This is a genomic window from Flammeovirga sp. OC4, from assembly GCF_000812565.1.
Classification (GTDB): Bacteria; Bacteroidota; Bacteroidia; order Cytophagales; family Flammeovirgaceae; genus Flammeovirga.
The window spans coordinates 68190-86123 of record NZ_JTAM01000001.1 but is presented as its reverse complement, the minus strand read 5'-3'; the positions used below and the strand labels follow the sequence as shown (position 1 = coordinate 86123).

General features: G+C 34.1%; 17 protein-coding genes. 10 read left to right on the top strand and 7 right to left on the bottom strand.

Annotation, left to right across the window (positions count from 1 at the left end):
- Positions 1–8: 8 nt before the first annotated feature.
- Entirely contained in the window at positions 9–773 is a 765-nt protein-coding gene (gene map / locus PL77_RS00345) for a type I methionyl aminopeptidase (RefSeq protein WP_044200555.1), read from the top strand.
- A gap of 68 nt (positions 774–841) precedes the next feature.
- Positions 842–1699, top strand: coding sequence for a DUF4437 domain-containing protein (locus PL77_RS00340; RefSeq protein ID WP_063768986.1), 858 nt, complete (start codon positions 842–844; stop codon positions 1697–1699).
- 90 nt (positions 1700–1789) lie between these two features.
- Here the strand turns inward: PL77_RS00340 and PL77_RS31430 are convergent, their stop codons facing one another.
- Together PL77_RS31430 and PL77_RS00335 are read right to left on the bottom strand one after the other, a co-directional pair.
- Positions 1790–2173 carry a DUF418 domain-containing protein gene (locus PL77_RS31430; RefSeq protein WP_082026333.1) on the bottom strand — a complete coding sequence of 128 codons (384 nt, stop codon included), beginning with the start codon at positions 2171–2173 and terminating at the stop codon, positions 1790–1792.
- The gene (locus PL77_RS00335) at positions 2077–3054 is read right to left on the bottom strand and encodes a DUF418 domain-containing protein (protein WP_052444053.1); all 978 of its coding nucleotides are present in this window, start codon (positions 3052–3054) and stop codon (positions 2077–2079) included. The genes PL77_RS31430 and PL77_RS00335 overlap by 97 nt, the downstream gene beginning before the upstream one ends.
- Before the next feature lie 131 nt (positions 3055–3185).
- Between PL77_RS00335 and PL77_RS00330 the strand changes: the two genes are divergently transcribed.
- Positions 3186–4046, top strand: a complete 861-nt coding sequence (locus tag PL77_RS00330; RefSeq protein WP_044200553.1) for a hypothetical protein — start codon at positions 3186–3188, stop codon at positions 4044–4046.
- 247 nt (positions 4047–4293) lie between these two features.
- Here the strand turns inward: PL77_RS00330 and PL77_RS00325 are convergent, their stop codons facing one another.
- Positions 4294–4503 carry a hypothetical protein gene (locus PL77_RS00325; RefSeq protein ID WP_044200551.1) on the bottom strand — a complete coding sequence of 70 codons (210 nt, stop codon included), beginning with the start codon at positions 4501–4503 and terminating at the stop codon, positions 4294–4296.
- Between the two features lie 197 nt (positions 4504–4700).
- On the opposite strand from PL77_RS00325, the gene PL77_RS00320 reads away from it, so the two are divergent.
- Positions 4701–5759, top strand: a complete 1059-nt coding sequence (locus PL77_RS00320; RefSeq protein WP_082026332.1) for an AI-2E family transporter — start codon at positions 4701–4703, stop codon at positions 5757–5759.
- A 50-nt stretch (positions 5760–5809) separates the two neighbouring features.
- On the opposite strand, the gene PL77_RS00315 is transcribed toward PL77_RS00320, so the two are convergent.
- A complete protein-coding gene (locus tag PL77_RS00315; RefSeq protein WP_044200547.1) occupies positions 5810–7006 on the bottom strand; it encodes a DUF819 domain-containing protein in 1197 nt (398 codons plus the stop codon).
- 345 nt (positions 7007–7351) lie between these two features.
- Between PL77_RS00315 and PL77_RS00310 the strand changes: the two genes are divergently transcribed.
- The 5 genes from PL77_RS00310 (at position 7352) to PL77_RS00290 (ending at position 13163) form a co-directional block, all read left to right on the top strand.
- The gene (locus PL77_RS00310) at positions 7352–8827 is read left to right on the top strand and encodes a TolC family protein (protein WP_044200545.1); all 1476 of its coding nucleotides are present in this window, start codon (positions 7352–7354) and stop codon (positions 8825–8827) included.
- A 4-nt stretch (positions 8828–8831) separates the two neighbouring features.
- A complete protein-coding gene (locus tag PL77_RS00305; protein WP_044200543.1) occupies positions 8832–9788 on the top strand; it encodes an HlyD family secretion protein in 957 nt (318 codons plus the stop codon).
- A gap of 6 nt (positions 9789–9794) precedes the next feature.
- Positions 9795–10955: an ABC transporter permease gene (locus PL77_RS00300; RefSeq protein WP_052444052.1), complete on the top strand. Its 1161-nt coding sequence runs from the start codon at positions 9795–9797 to the stop codon at positions 10953–10955.
- 143 nt (positions 10956–11098) lie between these two features.
- Entirely contained in the window at positions 11099–12505 is a 1407-nt protein-coding gene (locus PL77_RS00295) for a hypothetical protein (RefSeq protein ID WP_156152194.1), read from the top strand.
- A gap of 76 nt (positions 12506–12581) precedes the next feature.
- On the top strand, positions 12582–13163 hold the full coding sequence (locus PL77_RS00290) for a CPBP family intramembrane glutamic endopeptidase (RefSeq protein ID WP_082026331.1): 582 nt from the start codon (positions 12582–12584) through the stop codon (positions 13161–13163).
- Positions 13164–13215: 52 nt separating this feature from the next.
- On the opposite strand, the gene PL77_RS00285 is transcribed toward PL77_RS00290, so the two are convergent.
- The 3 genes from PL77_RS00285 to PL77_RS00275 form a co-directional block, all read right to left on the bottom strand.
- A complete protein-coding gene (locus tag PL77_RS00285; protein ID WP_044200538.1) occupies positions 13216–15867 on the bottom strand; it encodes a carboxypeptidase-like regulatory domain-containing protein in 2652 nt (883 codons plus the stop codon).
- 227 nt (positions 15868–16094) lie between these two features.
- Positions 16095–16793, bottom strand: coding sequence for an LrgB family protein (locus PL77_RS00280; protein ID WP_216595865.1), 699 nt, complete (start codon positions 16791–16793; stop codon positions 16095–16097).
- On the bottom strand, positions 16793–17122 hold the full coding sequence (locus PL77_RS00275) for a CidA/LrgA family protein (RefSeq protein ID WP_052444051.1): 330 nt from the start codon (positions 17120–17122) through the stop codon (positions 16793–16795). Before PL77_RS00275 ends, PL77_RS00280 begins: the two co-directional genes overlap by 1 nt.
- Positions 17123–17332: 210 nt before the next feature.
- Here PL77_RS00275 and PL77_RS00270 point away from each other — a divergent pair, with 210 nt between their 5' ends.
- Positions 17333–17926, top strand: coding sequence for a hypothetical protein (locus PL77_RS00270; protein ID WP_044200535.1), 594 nt, complete (start codon positions 17333–17335; stop codon positions 17924–17926).
- Positions 17927–17934: the final 8 nt, after the last annotated feature.

Sequence of the window (17934 nt, the reverse complement as noted above, 5' to 3'; positions counted from 1 at the left end):
AGAATCATATGTTAATTAAAAATGATGCTGACTTAGCAGGAATGAAAAAAGTCAGTGAAGCAGTAGCAGAGACATTAAGACAAATGGTGGAATTTACTGCTGTTGGTAAGTCTACAAAAGAGATTGATGACTTCGGTGCTGAAATTCTTAAAAATTATGGAGCAAAGTCAGCTCCTTATGAAACATATAAGTTTCCAGGTTTTACTTGTATTGGTGTAAATGAAGTGGCGGCGCATGGTATCCCTTCTGAAGACGTAATCATCAAAGAAGGGGATTTGATTAATATTGATGTGTCAGCAGAATTGGATGGCTATTGGGCCGATAATGGCAAGTCATTTATTGTCGGTCAAGATACGCAAGGTTTACAATCTTTGGTAGATGCTTCGACTGAAATACTTAAAGATGTCATTTACAGAATCAAAAAGGGAGTAAAGGTTTCAGAAGTAGGTAGAATTATTGAATCAGAGTCGAGGAAGAGAGGGTTTAAAGTAATTAAAAATTTGGCAGGGCATGGAGTAGGAAAAAGCCTTCATGAAGCACCTGATGATATTTTAAACTATCAAGTGAAAACTAATAAAAACCGATTCAAAGCAAATACAACTGTAGCAATTGAAACTTTTATTTCAACACAATCTAATCTTGCAGTTGAAAGAGGTGGTGATGGTTGGACACTCGTAGGTAATAGAGGTGGTTTTGTAGCACAACATGAACATACTATATTAATTACCGAAGATAAACCCGAAATTTTGACCGAAATGAATGGAGTATTTTAATACTCCATTTATCTTCAACCTAGAAACTATACTCCCATTATCATAACCACCAAAAACTACACATAAAAATGAGAATAAAAGAAACTATTCTGATCCTGTTACTAGGTTTGTTGATTTCATGTGCCCAAAAAAACAAGGAAGTAAAAAAAGCTACTATTCGAACTGAAAACCCTACCAAGAAGGTATTCTTATATAAAGATATTCAATGGGGAAAACTAAACCCAGCGAGAGGTGATAATAGCCCTTTAGCTGCAACAATATGGGGAGATAGAAACGCTGAGGTGCCGACAGGCTTCCTAGCAAAATTTAAAGACGGATTTTCATCACCTCCACATATACACAATGTAACGTATAGAGCAGTGGTCATCAAGGGGACGATTCATAATGATGATCCTAAAGCAGAATTCATGTGGATGAAACCTGGGAGTTTCTGGACACAACCTGTTGGGGAACCACATATTACAGCGGCGAAAGGAAATGTAAATATAGCATTGGTGGAAATCGATAAAGGGCCTTATTTAGTCAAGCCATTGAGTGAAGCAAAATCAACCTATGAGCGACCTATAAATATAGACTACTCAAATATTGTTTGGTTAGGTCATGAGCAAACTAATTGGATCTCTAAAAGTAGCAAAGCAGAAATCAGCTTTCTTTGGGAAAAGAAAAACGACAACGCAATGGGACTATTCGTGAAAATTCCTTCTAGATCAAAAATTAAACTCCTTTCAACTGGCGAGGTATTTCATGCCGTGACTATCAAAGGAGAATTGGAATGCTATATTGGTAAGATGATGAATACCTTAGTAGCTGGGAGTTATTTTACATCAAAATTCAATGCTTTTCACCGCTTAGAAAATAAAAAGGATAAAGATGTGGTACTTTATATCAATACGAATAGTAAAGTGATGATTGATGCTTTTGAATAAGATCAATTAAATCTTGGTGAAAATTTTTTATTAAAAGAGCAAATAAAAAAAGCAGTCAATCGGTGAAGATGGACTGCTTTTATTTTATAATTAAGCTGCTTTTTTCGCTGCTTTTAATTTCTCATAAGTGCTATTTCTTAGCGGGAATTTCTTCTTATAAGTAAGACATTTCCAACCCCATTCTAGTGGGCCGAATTTGAAGTACTTCAGCCAGAAGTAGCTATAAGCCACTTGGAATGCATACATTAATACGGCAATTATGAAGATTGGAGCAAGGTTCAATTGACCTCCTAATCCAAATCCTATTCCGTAGAATAACACAATACCAAAGAATGTATGTGAAAGGTAATTGGTGAATGACATTTTACCTACAGCTGTTAATGGGAAGAAGATCGTCTCACCCCATTTAGTATAATAGATAATTGACAGTAGTGAGGCATACGATAATGCCAAACAGATTTGACCAAATACCATGCCATGATCCCTTTATATGCTAAATCACTTGGAGTTGAGGCAAACAAGGCCATCGAACCTCCGATTTGGTATCCAATAAAGTGGGCCAAAGCACCTACTGTAAAGAAACCACCAAATACTTTCCATGATCTCCCTTTATCTGTAAAGAAATTTTGAGATTGTAAGTAGAAACCTAAAAGGAATAATCCCAATACTTTAAAAGGTCTTCCTGAAGGAAGGAAATCAAACCATCTCCACATTACATTGTGTAAGTTTTGTTTGATAGTAACCAGTAAGTTACCACTTTCAAACGCTGCAACTACAGATGCAGGATCTTGATCAATATATGTTTTCTTTGCTAGTGAAACCTCAGGAGACATCCAGCCTGGAGACACAAGCATAACAATTAAATCTGTAATTAATGGGAACGCTAATAAAATTACGGCCCAGTTTAAGATCTTTTTTGGTGGAAGGTTTCTGAACTCAATGAAGATAAATGCCATCATACCATAGAGCATCAAAATATCACCTGACCAGATAATCATATGGATAAAACCAAATAATATCAGGAAAGATAGCCTTCTTTTATATACTTTTAGAAATGCTTCTTGATTATTTCTTTGTCTATCGTATTGGATGAAAAAACCTACTCCAAATAGAATTGAGAAGATACTATAGAATTTAGTATCTATAAAGAAACTTAAAAGCGAATATAAAGTGTCATTTAATTCATAGTAAGGTAGTTGTTCAAGAGTTGTAAATGGAGTAAACTTAAATAAACTCCAACTCAATATGTTTGCGAATAAGATACCTAATATTGCAAAACCCCTCAAGGCATCAATGACACCCAGTCGTTGTTTTCCAGTAGCAGGTCCGATAGTAGATGTTGTGCTATTACTCATATATGCTTTAGTTAATGATGTATCAATTTAGCAGAGTTTTTGTATTTCTTTTTAAAGAACTCTTTGTTAGTTTACCCAAAGTTGCCGTTATTGGTTACATAACTCGATGTTAATAAATCTTTCTGAACTTAATGAAACCTATTTGGAAACCTTCAATTTTATTTTTTAAAGGTATAATATTTTTTTACATTTTATCTCAATCCTATCTAGTTAATGCACAAGAAACAAGAAAAAGATATGAAGATACGTCTTATTGGACTTTTTGGAATATAGATTATGAATTACCAAATAATGATAGTCTATTTTTTGAAATAAATACAAGGTCTTCTTCTTTTAATGATTATATCATTGAGGATTTAAGTATGAATAGAGCACACTTTATGGTGGGATATGCTCACAAATTCAAAGATCCTAATTTAATAGTGGGAGCCTCAATTCGCTCGGTTTTTGAACAGAACTGGAACATTTGGTATTGGAGAGCTTTCTTTCAGCATAATGGTATCATTGGTGACAATTTGCTGGAATTTCAAAAACGCCTTTCTTATGAATACATCACCTACAACAAAACGGTTGATACACCTGGTAGTCGTGATGATATTGGCAGATTCGGTTTGTGGTTAATGTTGGGGAAAAACTTTAATGTCTCAAAGGCAAAATTTAGAGGAGAGTTCTCTTATGAACTATTTATCAATCAAGACAATGAAAATGAGAATGATAGGCTGGTAGATCTTACAAGGTTAAGATTTGATTTGTATTGGCTAGCTTCTGAGAGGATAAGGTTGGGACTTTTTGCTATGAGAAATACTGTATTTGTTTATCGTATTGCATCTGGACCTAGCTTTGATGGTGATGGTAACCTCATTTCTGAGGGCGTTCCTGAACACAATTTGAATAAAATTACACCAACCTATGGATTGACTTTCAAATACAGTATCAGACAAAAAGAAGAGTGTAACTGTCCAGGGGAAAAAAGAAGAAAAAAAAGACGTTAGAAAAATTCTAACGTCATAGTTAAATTGATAATTAATTTGAACTAGTATTTTATTGTAATGATCTTCCGAAACAAAGTACTTTACGTTGTATTCGTTCAAGATCAGCCTTTTCTAATTTAAATAAGCCCATTTCAAATGCTTTATAATAATGGTCAAAAGCCTTTTGTGCATCTCCTTTTCTTAGGTAATAATCACCTAAAATTTCAAAAGCTTCTGCATTATTGCTAATCTCTATTGATGCATTGAGTCATTGCTTAGCAAGTTCAAGATCTGCATTCCAGTTGATAGACAAACGAGCTGCTCTATTGAGTGTTTGCCAATCATTTTTGTCTGCATTATTCACCATTCGAATTAATTTAGAGTTCTTTTCATTTGCAGGGCTCAATACGCCAGCATAAGCGAATGTTGAAAATAGAGTAGCTAGAGAAACCAAGAGAGTAACAAATTGCTTTTTCATTGTTTAAGTTATTTGGATGATAGTAAATTAATTTGACACACTATCTTTAATTCTATATTTATGCCTAAAAAACTTAAACTATTGATTTTAAGTGTTTTAAGTATATGTCATCTAAAATAACATTTGTAAATAATGTTCAAAGACGTACGCTTTGTTCATCTTTGTTCGTATTTTAGAGAAAACTCAAAACTATAAAAATGATGTTGAGATTAGACAAGCTCACTTATGTGGCAATTTTAATACTGATTATTATTGCCTCTTTAATTTTCTTGAAAAGTATCTTGGTCCCTTTTGTACTAGCAGTAATAGCATGGCTTATTGTTGCGGAGGTAAGGACAGTAATAGGTAGAGTGATTAATTCAAAGAAACATAGAATCCCGATGTGGTTGCAAAATATCTTAGCATCGATCACAATTTTTGTTTTCATTTTCCTTGAAGTAAAAGTGCTAAGTGTGAGTATGCAAAACCTTTCATCGTCTATGGTGAAATATGATGACAACCTCATGATGATAGAAAAACAAATCAATAACTTCTTTAATATTGATATCACTTCTCATTTTAATAAGATGATCGGTGATTTTAATTTTACCACGCTTCTCAAAAATGTTCTTTCTTCTATAACAGGTTTGTTTGGAAATACTTTCACAATCGTCCTTTATATGATTTTTATACTGTTTGAAGAGGCTGCCTTTGGAAAGAAGATTGAGCAGATCTACCCGAACAAGGAGGAATACAATAATGCAATGAAAATGATTACTAGAATAGGGAAGACGGTGAGTAGTTATCTTACATTAAAAACAATGGTCAGCCTTTTAACAGGAGGTTTGAGCTATATAGTTTTACTGATTATGGGAGTAGAGGCACCCTTTTTCTGGGCGTCAATTATCATTTACCTCAATTTTATACCTACAATTGGTTCATTGATTGCCACGCTTTTTCCAGCCTTTTTTACCATTATTCAATTTGGAGATTTTTCGGCAGGTTTAATTGTATTAGTAGCTGTAGGAACAATACAAGTAATTGTTGGAAATATCATCGAACCAAAGATCATGGGGAATACCTTAAACATCAGTGGTTTGGTCGTACTGCTAGCCTTGTCGTTTTGGGGATCAATATGGGGAGTTTGGGGAATGATCCTTAGCGTTCCTATTACTGTTCTGATGATTATTATATTCGCAGAGTTTGATTCTACTAAGGCGATTGCAATATTGCTTTCTGAGAATGGGATAGTTGAAACAAAGCAGAAAGATTGTTAATCAAAAAAAGTGTGATCATGTACGAAATGATCACACTTTTTTACTTATTCTTATTGAGAAGCAATTTGCATTAAATAAGCACAAAACATCGCACCGTAAGTCCCTAAAGCATATCCAAGAACAGCTAATAAAACACCCACTGGAGCTAGTGAAGGGTGAAATGCTGATGCAATCACTGGAGCTGAAGCAGCACCACCTACATTGGCTTTACTCCCAACGGCTAAAAAGAAGAAAGGAGCTCGGATAATTTTAGCAGTAACAATCATGATCACCACATGAATAAACATCCACACACCACCTACAGCCAATAATCCGGGATTATCCATTGTTTTGGTCACATCCATCTTCATGCCTATTGTTGCTACGAGAATATAAATACAAACACTTCCGAATTTTGATGCTCCATATCCTTCTAGCTTTCTTGCCTTCGTGAAGCTCAATACTACACCGACCGTTGTTGCAATTAATACCAACCAGAAAAACTTACTACTCATAACACTTGTAGAAGGATCTTCAACCATGTTAGAGATAGTAGAACTTAGTGTAGAAGCAGCAAAGTGAGAGAAGCCTACAATACCAAAAGCAACACCAAGAACAATCATTAATTCAGTCAGTGAAGGGTTTTTAGTCACGCTGTTTTGAAAAGCGGCAACTTTTTCTTTTAAATCTTCAATGGCAGTTACATCTGCTTTTAGCCATTTATCAATGGCTTGCGTTTTACCGATACCCATCAATAAAATAGCCATCCAAACATTGGCAACAATAATATCTACTGCTACCATTCCAGAGTATAAAGATTGGTCATATTGGTAAATTTCCAACATTGCAGCTTGATTAGCCCCACCGCCAATCCAACTACCAGCTAAAGTTGCTAAACCCCTCCAGACTTCTTGGAAGCCAACACCATTGAATGTTTCAGGAGAAATCGCCGATACAATTAAAATAGCAATTGGGCCACCGATTACAATTCCAACTGTACCAGAAAGGAACATTATGATACTTTTCGAACCTAAGTTGACAATCCCTTTCATATCTACCGAAATGGTCATCAAAATTAAACTGGCTGGAAGAAGGTAATTCTTCGCCATTCCATACAACTGAGAGTGTTCTGGAGAAATGACATTGAAAGTTGAAAGTAGAGAAGGGATAAGATAACACATCAATAGTGGTGGGAATATCTTGTAAAACTTAACAAAAAATCCACTCTTCAGATTTGAAGTGTAAAAAACAAAAGCCAATGAGGACATTAGTAATCCAAATACTATAGCATCATTGGTAAATAGGGGAGTGACTTGTGATTCCAAATCTATGTTTATATAGTTAATAAAATATGAATTGCAAGATCATCAAAAATGAAGGTTTTACAAAAAATCTTAGATTGATTTACCTGTTTATTAAAACTTCATAAGGTTTGTATGGTTTTTTGATTCTTAATCTTAATGAAACAAAAAATAGTATTTGAATTTATTAATCATTTAGAAGTTGGAACTTAAACCTATTGATTCTACATTTGCGTTAAATAAATAGTGAATGAAGATTCATTCATGTAAATATCATTCTAATAATTCATACCAATCTGGGTAAAAAAAGAAATGCTGACCACATCAATAAATAGTTGGAAATACTTACTGATAAGTATTTTTGGCTTAAGTGCTTCATTGAGTTATGCTCAAGAGGATGCATTGAAAATTACTAGGAAAGAACTTATTCACCAGGCTATTGAAAACTCGCATAGCTTGAAAATTAAGAGAAATGAAGTTTCGGCTTCTCAATTGGACCGCCAAAGAGCTTTATACACCTATATCCCTAAAGTAGGGGTAAAAGCTGGTTATGCTCATTTGCTGAATGATTTGACCATTAGCAGAGATATTTCTACTGAGAAAAACTCATTGTTACATGGGTTAGAACAAAGCAAGCAACAGAGTTTAAGTAACCTGATGAATTCAGGTATGCCTCCTGAAATGATTGCAATTGGTACACCATTGATTGAAGGTGTCTATAATAATGTAAGTGGAATGGTCAATCAAGTGCCTAACAACGCATCTATTACATTAGAAGATAATAACCTTTGGTTTTATGATGCTTATGTAGAAATGGTCATTTTCTCAGGTCTCCAAGCACCTACCTATGCAAAAGCAGCAGCGTCAAAAGCTGAAGCTCAAATGGCTATGGTAGAAAAGGAAGAACATCAATTGATTATTGAGGTGTTGGACTATTATGATAAGATTGCAGTTGTCAATCAATCTTTGAAGGTTTTAGAAGAAAGTCAGAAAAGATTGGACAAACAAAAAGAGTTTGGCGTAAAGGCGAAGGAAGTTGGTTTGGCAACGGAATATGATTTGAATAAAATCAGAATCGCCGAAAAAGACATTAAGGCAAAAAGAATTGAACTAGAAAGTAGCAAACAGCTAGTGATACAAAAACTACATCAATTAACAGGCATAGAGAAATCTACACTTGCACAAATTAACCCAAGCCTTGACTTGTGGATGGTTGATGACAAAGAAATCAATTTACAAAACAGAGCAGAGTTAAAAGCATTAGGTTCTTCCATAGAAGCACTAGAATATAAGCATAAAGCAGAGCAATATGGAGCCTTACCCAAAGCGAAAGCTTTTGCTCATGTAATTCAAGGTGGATCAAATTTGACGAATGTTGATCCTGTTCCTTTTGTTGGAGTTGGAGTACAATGGGAAATTTTTGATGGCTTACAACGTAAAAGGGAAGTTCAAAAATCAGCTTTACAAGTTGAATCAATGAAAGAAAAAAGGGCTTATGCGGAAGAACTCATTTCTTTAGAGTTTGAAAAGAAAAAAATGGAATGGGAAGTTTCTACTCAATTAGTCACTGTTGCTGAAGAAAAAGTTGAAGATGCAAAAGAGGGTTTAAGAATTAAAGCTGAAGAAGTGAAAAACGGTCTCGCCGATATTCCTGAATTATTAAAGGAGATCTCAGATTATGAAATGCTTCAATTAGACTATATCCAAAAAATTGCCTCTCAAAGACATGAAGCGGTTGCTTTTTTAGATGCGATGGGAGCCTTAACAATCGAACATATCCAAAATTAAAATCATGAAAAATCAATATATATTTATCGCCTTAGTTGCTCTTCTATTTTCATGTGAAGAAGCTCAACAAACTGAATTATTAAAAGGAAAAGTCAAACGTGAAGTGGTTTATGTTTCTTCGAAAATTCCTGGGAGAATTAACCAACTTTATGTAGAAGAAGGAGAAAAAGTACAAAAGGGAGATACTTTGGCTACAATAGATATGCCGGAGTTGGGCGCAAAAGAAATGCAAGCTCAAGGTGCAATCAAAGCCGCGAAAGCTCAATACGAAATGGCTTTTAATGGAGCTACTTCTGACCAATTGGATCAAGTGGTAGCCGCTTTTAATGCAGCGAAAGAGCAATATACTTTTGCAGAAAAAAGCTATCAGCGTATCAAGGCAATGCATGATGAAGAACTAATCTCTGATCAGAAATACGATGAGGTTTTTACTAAGTATCAGATGGCAAAAGCGAAATATGAAGGTACTGAAGCAAAGAAAAGAGAGGTAGAGAAAGGCGTCAGAAATGAGAAACAAAGAATGGCACTTGGGCAACTTGAAAGAGCTAGAGGAGCAATGAAGGAAGTTGAAATTGCTATGAAAGAACAATTTTTAATTGCTCCAAAGGACATGAGTATTACATCTATTGCTTTGCAAGAAGGTGAGTTAGCACTACCTGGCTATAATATTTTCTCTGGTTATGAGATCAACTCTACTTATTTCAGATTTGTATTGTCAGAAGAAGATGTATTGAATTACAAGGTCAATCAAAAAGTACAAGTGACGTCTCCTTTTGATGCAAGTATTCAGTTAGAAGGAAAGATTCTATCGATCAAAGAAGAATTATCTTATGCCAATAGAAAAAGCATGAACCCTAATTATAAAATTGATCAATCACTTTATGTATTAAAAGTGAAACCTTTAAACGCATCAAAGGCGGAAGGCTTGTTGACAAATACAACACTAGTGATCAAAAAATAGGTAGTCATGAAAGAAGGAATAAAAGCATTTATTGCATTATCAAAAAGGGAATTGAAGCTCTTTTTCTCCAATGACGTCTTGATTGCTGTTTTCTTTGGAGCGCCTATTTTCTTTGGAGTACTTATAGGTTTTACCTATCAGCAAGCAAGTGTGAAAGACTTGTCCATTGTTGTTATTGATCAAGATGGTACACCATTGAGCCATAAAATAATTGATGCATTGGATGAGAACTTTTATCTGTCAGTGAAAAAAGTAACTTCAAAAGATGCAGATATTCAGCAGGAAATTTATGATTACGAGGCGATCGTTAGAATACCTGCTGGTTTTGAGGGAGACATCAATTATAAAAGACACCCACATATACAAGTGGAAGTGAATGGAGCGAATATGATCACTGGTAATTACGCTAATATTGGTATTCGTACTGTTTTGGGAACTTTGAATGCAGGTATTGAGATTATCGGCCTTCAGAAAAAAGGGATTCCCATCGAAGTAGCTAAAGAGCAATGGGAGGCATTTGCGATTGATGATACAAGATATTTCAATGCCACTTCTAATTATCTGTTGTTTATGTTACCGGGTATTTTAGGAGCAGTAATGCAGCAGGTTTACCTTTTAGCGATGGCATTGACTTTTAGTGCTGAACATGAGAGAAACACTTTCCATGAGATAAAAGCGATCACCAAGAATCCTCTAATAATTTTCCTTTCAAAATCAATCCCTTATTGGGTAATTGGTGTTGCATTATGGGCTGGTATTCAGTTTATCTTACTTCCATTCTTCAAGATCGACATTCCAATTCACCAAGGGACTGTTTTCTTGTTGACGTGTGCATTTATTCTTGCTCTAACAGGATTAGGTATAATGGTGAGTTGGCTTTTACCTTCTCAGCTAAAAGCTACTGAAGTTTTGATGGTTGTTTCAACCCCAAGCTTCATACTGTCAGGTTTTACATGGCCTTTAGAAGCGATGCCCATATGGATTCAAAATATAGCAAGTTGTATTCCATTGACCCATTTCTTAAAAGCAATACGAAAAGTATTACATTTTGAGGCCAATCCAGGAGCTATTTCAACAGAATTACAGCCCTTGTTCATCATTTCGTTCATCACATGTTTGGCTAGTTTAATTTTAATTTTCCAAAAAATAAGAGTAGAAGAAAATTAGAATGATACTTTTATGATGTAGGACACTTTGGTAAGCTTCTTATCAAGGTGTTTTTTTATTTTAAAAATTGAGATAAATGATTTGTTTAAACTAAATATCTAACGAAGTTTGTGTCTTCAATATATTTTTTAAATATGATCTTCATGAAATACCGTTTATCATACCACTTACTATTTATTATCCTCTTTTTTTTAACCTCATGTGATTCAGAAAACGAAGGAACCAATCAATTGACCAAAGACCAATTAAGGCATTTGGTGGGTATTGATATTGCATATGAATACAGTTTCCCTGAGACTTTCACGACCGATTTAATCTATAAAGAGAACGGTACGAATGATATTACACTAACGGTCAATTCTTCAACTAGTGCGGAAGGAGATAATAGATACCGTCCCCAAAACCAAACCGATATAGCTGGAACTTCACTAATTGATCTATCAGGAAGATCTACACTTCAAGAAGCAACAGTAAAGATGCAGGGTGATGCTATTATTCCGCAGGCTGAGTTTTCAATCACAACATCAGGAGATGCCTCTTTTTATGTTAATTTAAATGGACTTTATAATAAACACTATTCTCAGTTTACGACTTTACAGTCTAAAACGGTCAACGAGGGTACAGTTCATGAAATAGTTTATAATAACGTCTATGTTTTTACTCCAGACGATGCTACAGTGAGAGGCTACGATCTCACAGGTTTCAAAGAAATCTGCTTTGCAAAAGATTATGGTTTTGTGCAGATCATTATGGAAGATGCTACTAGTGCTACAGGTGAATACAAATTGTCATTAGTGACTACGTTTGAAATTCCTGGTTTTGAAAATGGCCCAATTTCAAGTACAGGTGTAGCTGGATTTAGACATGAAGATCAACCTTCAGGTGCACCACTTTTGACAAATCAGCAATTGCATATTTTGACAAACTTGAAGGAGTTGGATGTTGAGTCAACGGCATGGGGGCTTACATTTACCGAAAATCTAAATAGTGCAAGGTTCGCATTTAGTGGTGGAGAGGTTTCATGGAGTAACTATTTACTAAACACTCTAGGCCTTCAAGCAGCACAAATTACTGCTTCAGAATTAGAGTATGAAAAGGTGAAACAACAGATTACAGATGTTACCGGTTCTACGATTAATCCAGAACCTATGGCAAATAGTGATTCTTTAAACATTGGAGCCTATAAATGGAGTATTTTCTATTTATCTCATGTCAATGCTTTAAGTTCAGATGAAGTTTATGCTACAAAGTTAGGCGGACCGTTTACAGTGGAAGACTCATTAAGTCTTCATGGAGATTTTGAAGATTTGTTAGGTTTTGAATTAAGTACTACTGGCCAAAAAGGTAACGCGGAGATCAGTACGCCTAAAAATAGTAGTTATTCAGTGCCTATTGATGCTATAAGACAGTGGATTTTAGATGAAGAAAATGCCCCTTCAAAAGGCGGAAAATATGAAAATAGAGTTTTCCTACTCAACCCCAATTACAGAGAAGTAGGAGCATATGCCTACCCTGAGTTAGGTGGTGCGGTAGTCAGATGCAAAAACTAAAGACACATGATATTAAGGGAATACAATAAAAAGTATTCCCTTAATTTTTTATCAAATAAACTAAAAATAACAAACCATGAAAAGCTTACTATTTTACTTTATAACTATTTTGCTATTGCTTGTTTGTCAGCAAGTAATTTTATTACCAGTCCTATCTCTTTTCAAAAACTTCGATTTGTCATTTACCATTACTCAATTGATAGTTACTATTTTAACGATCCTCATTATTATTAAGAACCAATGGCAAAAGTATATTTTTATCGAGAATGTCAACTTGAAAAAACTATTTTTCTACGGACTCCTAACACTTATTTATGTGTTATCATCTCATTATTTGTCTCACGGTAACATTAATATTTTCAACTCTGAAAATAGATTTTCTCGTTTAATTGGAGCAGTGCTCTTAGCTCCTGTTTTTGAAGAAATTATATTTAGAGGGGCAGGGATTGAATACTTAAAGGAGAAAGGGCATAGTAAGATTACAAGAGTGATTTTTACTTCCATTTGCTTTGGGCTAGTGCATACACCTTTTACTAGCATAGGAGATATTCATTTTTTCGTAACGGGTTTAATATCAGCATTAATTTATGAGAAGGAAAGAAACCTTTCTTATTGTATATTCTTTCATGCTTTTTATAATCTTCTTCTCTTATTGTGATAAAATAAAAAACTCCCACCTCAACTTTACATTTTGAAGTGGGAACAATCTATTATTGTTTGATGGAATCTAGTTCTTTAATCAATACTTCTTCTCTAAAGCCAGACATTCTTTTGATGAGCTTACCGTCTTTGATGATCAGAACAAGTGGGATACCTCTCACACCAAACTTCTTTTTAAAATGATTGATCTCTTGGTCATTTATTTTGATGTGATGGTTTTTGTAATCTGCAGCAAATTTTTCTACCGATTTCAACCATTTGTTATTGCCTTTGTCAATTGATACAAAATGAAATTTAACGCCTTCTTTTTCATATTTTTGAAGCATAGTAGGGTAATGATCTCTAATCGAAATCACACAGGGTCCACACCATGAAGCCCAAATGTCTATCACGTGTATCCCTTCAGTACAATCAAAAAGGGTTGAATTAAATTGAACATCAAGGCCTTTTATCGACTTCACTTTCTCATTTTGATTAAAACCTCCTCTTTGTGGAATAAGTTGATCTAGGTCCGCTTGATATTCGGATTGAGGGAATTGAGATTGAAAGTAAGTGACAGCATTAGAGAATGTAGCATTTTGAACGGTATCATTATAAAAATAATATTCCTTAAGGTAAGTACTCAAAACCTTTTCATTCAGTGCTTTATTTTTGATGTATTTATTATTGATGTCTTGAAAACGTTCTACTGTATTTTTGTTTTCATAAAAAGGGGCTTCATCAGCAAACAAACGGTTTTCATTCTCAATAAAAGTAAGATGAATATCTATATGTTCTGCAATAAGATAGTGTAAGTCACTTTTATTCATTTCGGGGTCATCTAAATCAAAATAATTCAAAGCGTTTAACAATAGGTGAGGAGCTTGTGTTTTTACAATTTCTGGGTTGGCTTCCGCATAAATTGCATTTATATTAAGCCATAAACCCAATATGTTACCTTTCATCGTTTTAGCATATTGATCAGATAAGAGAGGCTTATAAACCATTAAGGTGTCCACAAATTGTTTCATGTAGTTTGTACTTAACTCTTGAAACTCTTGGAGAGATAACCCTTCTTTTTGATGATGAAAGTCTTTAGACATACTATTGAGCTGAGTATGAAAAGAAATAGAATACCTTAAACTATCCATAACCTCTTTTGTTACCTTCCTTTGTTCATACTCAGACAATTTGGTCATTTTGTTGAATTCATCTTTCAAAATACTCTTATTCTCTTTGTTTTCAGTAATTATCAGATCATCATAAGCACTTCTATGCAATAGATTTCTGGAAGTATAGTAATGAAATAACTTTTGGTCTTCAATCTGTTTCTCCATCTCAGGCGTTAATTGTTGATGCCTTTTTTTGTTGTGACCATAAAGTGTAAAACTTTTCCTGATTTTCTGTTCTCTTTGATATAGAGTGGAATCCATCAGAATATTTTTGGAGTCAATGATATTCGATAGCTCCGATGAAATGTTTGTATTATATCCCCAATATGAACAGCTATATCCAACATAAGGGAAACTTTCAGCCTGAAGTAAAAACCCTTTGTCGGAAAACCTGAATATAGTAGCGTTTCTTAGATTATAGCATTCGATAGTACTGAAATTAGGTATGTTAAGTTTCCCGACATATTTGATCACATCAATAGTATCTTTATACGTCATTTCAAAATCAATATGATCCGTATAAAGTGTTTCTCCAACTTTCGTAAAAGTGATTTCACCTTTAGAAGAAAGACGGTTTTTGAAAATTGGTACATTATCATAAGTGAAGTCTCCATACTTTTGAATTGGTCTTAAATCTTCAGACACAACCTTTAAAAGCTCATATTCTTCAGTAATATAAAGTAAGCCTTTACCACCGTTTTTCTTTTGATCTAAGAAACTTAAAACATAAACGAGTTGATCATCATTGACAAGCATTTCTTCCAGTACAAACTTATAATTGGAAGGATTGACCAAAGGACCATTTTTTATAAATGTTTGCTGGTAATGAAAGATGTTTTGATTGCCCATAAAATTGAGATTGCGGAGGTGTCTTTCAGCGGTATTGTGACCTTCAGCATATTTATTATTAAGTCTGTTTTCTGATTTACTTTCTTGATGGTCCCAATTGTTATAGTTCCAATTATACTCTTTATTTCTTTTAATATGGTCAAACATCAAAATGTGATAGCTCCATTTGTGTGCATCGTCAACTTTTATCTGATTGTAATTTTCAAAATAGATTTCTCCCGTTGACTCCATACCTCCTTGGAAATCATCATTGGTATATTTCGCTTCCGCATAATAAAACTCACCTAAATACTGTTTCTTTCGGATACCCTTTTTGAATGATTGACTGCTGTATTTTACAATTTCTTTGAGTGTAGGCATTTTTGCTTTAATGGTAAGCATATCAAGTTCTTCAGTTGCAGGAAGCAGTACCAATTCATTTTCCAGATACTTAGAAAGTTTTCGAATGGGAACTTCAAGTTTTGTAAATCCAATAGAAGAGATACGCAGTGTATCAGAATGGAATGAAGACTTAATGGGAATATTAAAGTACCCATTTGAATTGGTTGTACCCCCAATTGTTTTTCCTTTGACCACTATGTTTGCATAGGGGATAGCCTCTTGTGTCTCGGCATTTCTCAAATATCCCTTAATAAAGTTTTGAGCAGACAATAGTGAAGCATTAAGTAAGAGTAGTACTAGTAGTAAAGTCAGTTTTTTCATTTTCTAATAGTTTTTATTTATGGACCAGCAGAGTAGTAATAGGTTTTTATAGATTAAAAATAGAGTTAGTTTGATCATCAAAAAGAACCTCATTACTACCAATGAATATTTAAAGTCGGGTTAAATATAGCTCAAATTGTAATACAATAGAAATGATAACAGAAAAAGAAAACCCCATTGAAAATACGGGTATTACAAAGGGGTTTCAATCGTTTATGTATTTCTATTTAATAGAAAAGTGCAAGAATACCTGGAGTCACCAACGTGGTAAATACACCCATTAAACCAATGGATAAACCACTGATAGCACCTTCTACCATTCCCATTTGAATAGCTTGTGCAGTACCGATACCATGAGCACAACTTCCCATAGCCAAACCTTTTGCTATGGCAGTTTTAAAGACTCTAGGAACAATCAATGGTCCAATTGATGCACCAAGCACACCAACAATAATTACAAAAACAGCGGTCATAGATGGAATACCTCCGTTTTGTGCAGAGACGGCCATAGCAATAGGAGTAGTGACCGATTTTGGTACCATTGAGATGATAAGATCTTCACCGCCGCCAAATAACTTACCAATTAAAATGACAGATAAAACGCCCATCACACTACCTAAGAATGTAGCGGAAAGAATGGCAACAGCATTTTTACCAATCGTTTTTAATTGTTCATATAACAATACACCTAAAGCCACAACAGATGGTCCAAGCATAAAGTGAATCATTCGTGTATTGGCCTGATAAGTTTCGTATTGAACATCCGATAATTTTAAAATAACAATCAGTGTAATGATGGTCATTAAGACCGGATTAAGAAGTGGTGTTTTAACTTTTTGATAGATTGCTTCAAAAATTAAGAATAAACCCAAAGTTGCAGCTAATGCAAACGTTTCGCTTTCGAATAAATGATTAATTACTTCCATTACTTGTCTTCTTTTTTACCTAAAAATTCTCCTGCAAAACCAGCAGATAACATTACGGCAAACATTGACCCTACAATGGTTACACCTATCATTAACCAGTTATTTTGAATCATGTCTAAATACTCCATCATACCTACACCGGCAGGAATAAAGAACAATGACATTCTTCTTGTTAAAGATTGAGCAGCATCTTTGACCCACTCGTATGGAATAATTTTAAAATAAAGACATAAGAATAAGATAATCATCCCGATTACATTGCCAGGGATGGGCAAGTCTATAATTTCATTAATAAAGGTTCCTAACGACAGCATCGCTAGAATTAACATAAATCCTCGTATCATATTCGGTTATATAGTAGTTTGTGATATAAAGATAATACATGATTGAATGAGTATTAATAGCCTTAGGAAAGAGATAAGATTTATTTAAATAGTGACAAAATAACACTTCAAAATTTTGTATATTGTACTAGAAGCTTATTGTACCACTTGAGCACATTGTTACTTTAATTCTATTATTATATTTGATCTTTAATTATGTCAATAAAAGACCTAGGAAACCTATTTGACGACAAAAAATACGACGAAATTATCAGCTTTTTCAATCAAAGAATTGATACTTTCGAGCATCTGTCTTTAGATGAATTTTTGTTATGGTCAAAGTGCTATGAAAATCAAGGTGATTTTGAGTCTGCATTGTATATTTTGTCGCTTTGTTATATTGAAGAGATCAATGATCTTCAGTTAGATACGGAGTTTGAACGACTGACTGTTTTGCAGGATAGAGTTTTTCAAGCCATTCTTCAATTAAAATCAGGTATTGAAGAGTCGGAGGACATTGACTTCCTAATTGAGACCATGCACGCTTTAGTAGAAAATAATGTTGAAGACGTTTTGGTAGCATATTTAGAAGATATATTAAGAGTAACGAAACATCATAGCATAAAGAACCTTTGGTTAGGAAAATTATCAGAGGAGATCTTTTTTAAATTAGACAATCAATTAGTATTAACCTCTAATCAAAAAAATGCAATTTTAGATGCTATCATCTACTACTATATTTCCTCCTCCAAGGTCTATGATGGTAGATATGCTTACATCAGATCCATCAGAAATAATACCATTCATTGAGAATAAAA

Excerpts from the sequence above, each read along its gene's own strand:
- PL77_RS00305 (WP_044200543.1), top strand. The coding sequence starts at position 8,832 with ATGAAAAATCAATATATATTTATCGCCTTAGTTGCTCTTCTATTTTCA.
- PL77_RS00270 (WP_044200535.1), top strand. The coding sequence starts at position 17,333 with ATGTCAATAAAAGACCTAGGAAACCTATTTGACGACAAAAAATACGAC.
- PL77_RS00340 (WP_063768986.1), top strand. The coding sequence starts at position 842 with ATGAGAATAAAAGAAACTATTCTGATCCTGTTACTAGGTTTGTTGATT.
- PL77_RS00330 (WP_044200553.1), top strand. The coding sequence starts at position 3,186 with ATGAAACCTATTTGGAAACCTTCAATTTTATTTTTTAAAGGTATAATA.
- PL77_RS00325 (WP_044200551.1), bottom strand. The coding sequence starts at position 4,503 with ATGAAAAAGCAATTTGTTACTCTCTTGGTTTCTCTAGCTACTCTATTT.
- PL77_RS00335 (WP_052444053.1), bottom strand. The coding sequence starts at position 3,054 with ATGAGTAATAGCACAACATCTACTATCGGACCTGCTACTGGAAAACAA.
- PL77_RS00315 (WP_044200547.1), bottom strand. The coding sequence starts at position 7,006 with ATGTCCTCATTGGCTTTTGTTTTTTACACTTCAAATCTGAAGAGTGGA.
- PL77_RS00295 (WP_156152194.1), top strand. The coding sequence starts at position 11,099 with ATGAAATACCGTTTATCATACCACTTACTATTTATTATCCTCTTTTTT.
- PL77_RS00285 (WP_044200538.1), bottom strand. The coding sequence starts at position 15,867 with ATGAAAAAACTGACTTTACTACTAGTACTACTCTTACTTAATGCTTCA.
- PL77_RS00300 (WP_052444052.1), top strand. The coding sequence starts at position 9,795 with ATGAAAGAAGGAATAAAAGCATTTATTGCATTATCAAAAAGGGAATTG.
- PL77_RS00310 (WP_044200545.1), top strand. The coding sequence starts at position 7,352 with ATGCTGACCACATCAATAAATAGTTGGAAATACTTACTGATAAGTATT.
- PL77_RS00275 (WP_052444051.1), bottom strand. The coding sequence starts at position 17,122 with ATGTTAATTCTAGCGATGCTGTCGTTAGGAACCTTTATTAATGAAATT.
- PL77_RS00290 (WP_082026331.1), top strand. The coding sequence starts at position 12,582 with ATGAAAAGCTTACTATTTTACTTTATAACTATTTTGCTATTGCTTGTT.
- PL77_RS00280 (WP_216595865.1), bottom strand. The coding sequence starts at position 16,793 with ATGGAAGTAATTAATCATTTATTCGAAAGCGAAACGTTTGCATTAGCT.
- PL77_RS31430 (WP_082026333.1), bottom strand. The coding sequence starts at position 2,173 with ATGGTATTTGGTCAAATCTGTTTGGCATTATCGTATGCCTCACTACTG.
- PL77_RS00320 (WP_082026332.1), top strand. The coding sequence starts at position 4,701 with ATGATGTTGAGATTAGACAAGCTCACTTATGTGGCAATTTTAATACTG.
- map (WP_044200555.1), top strand. The coding sequence starts at position 9 with ATGTTAATTAAAAATGATGCTGACTTAGCAGGAATGAAAAAAGTCAGT.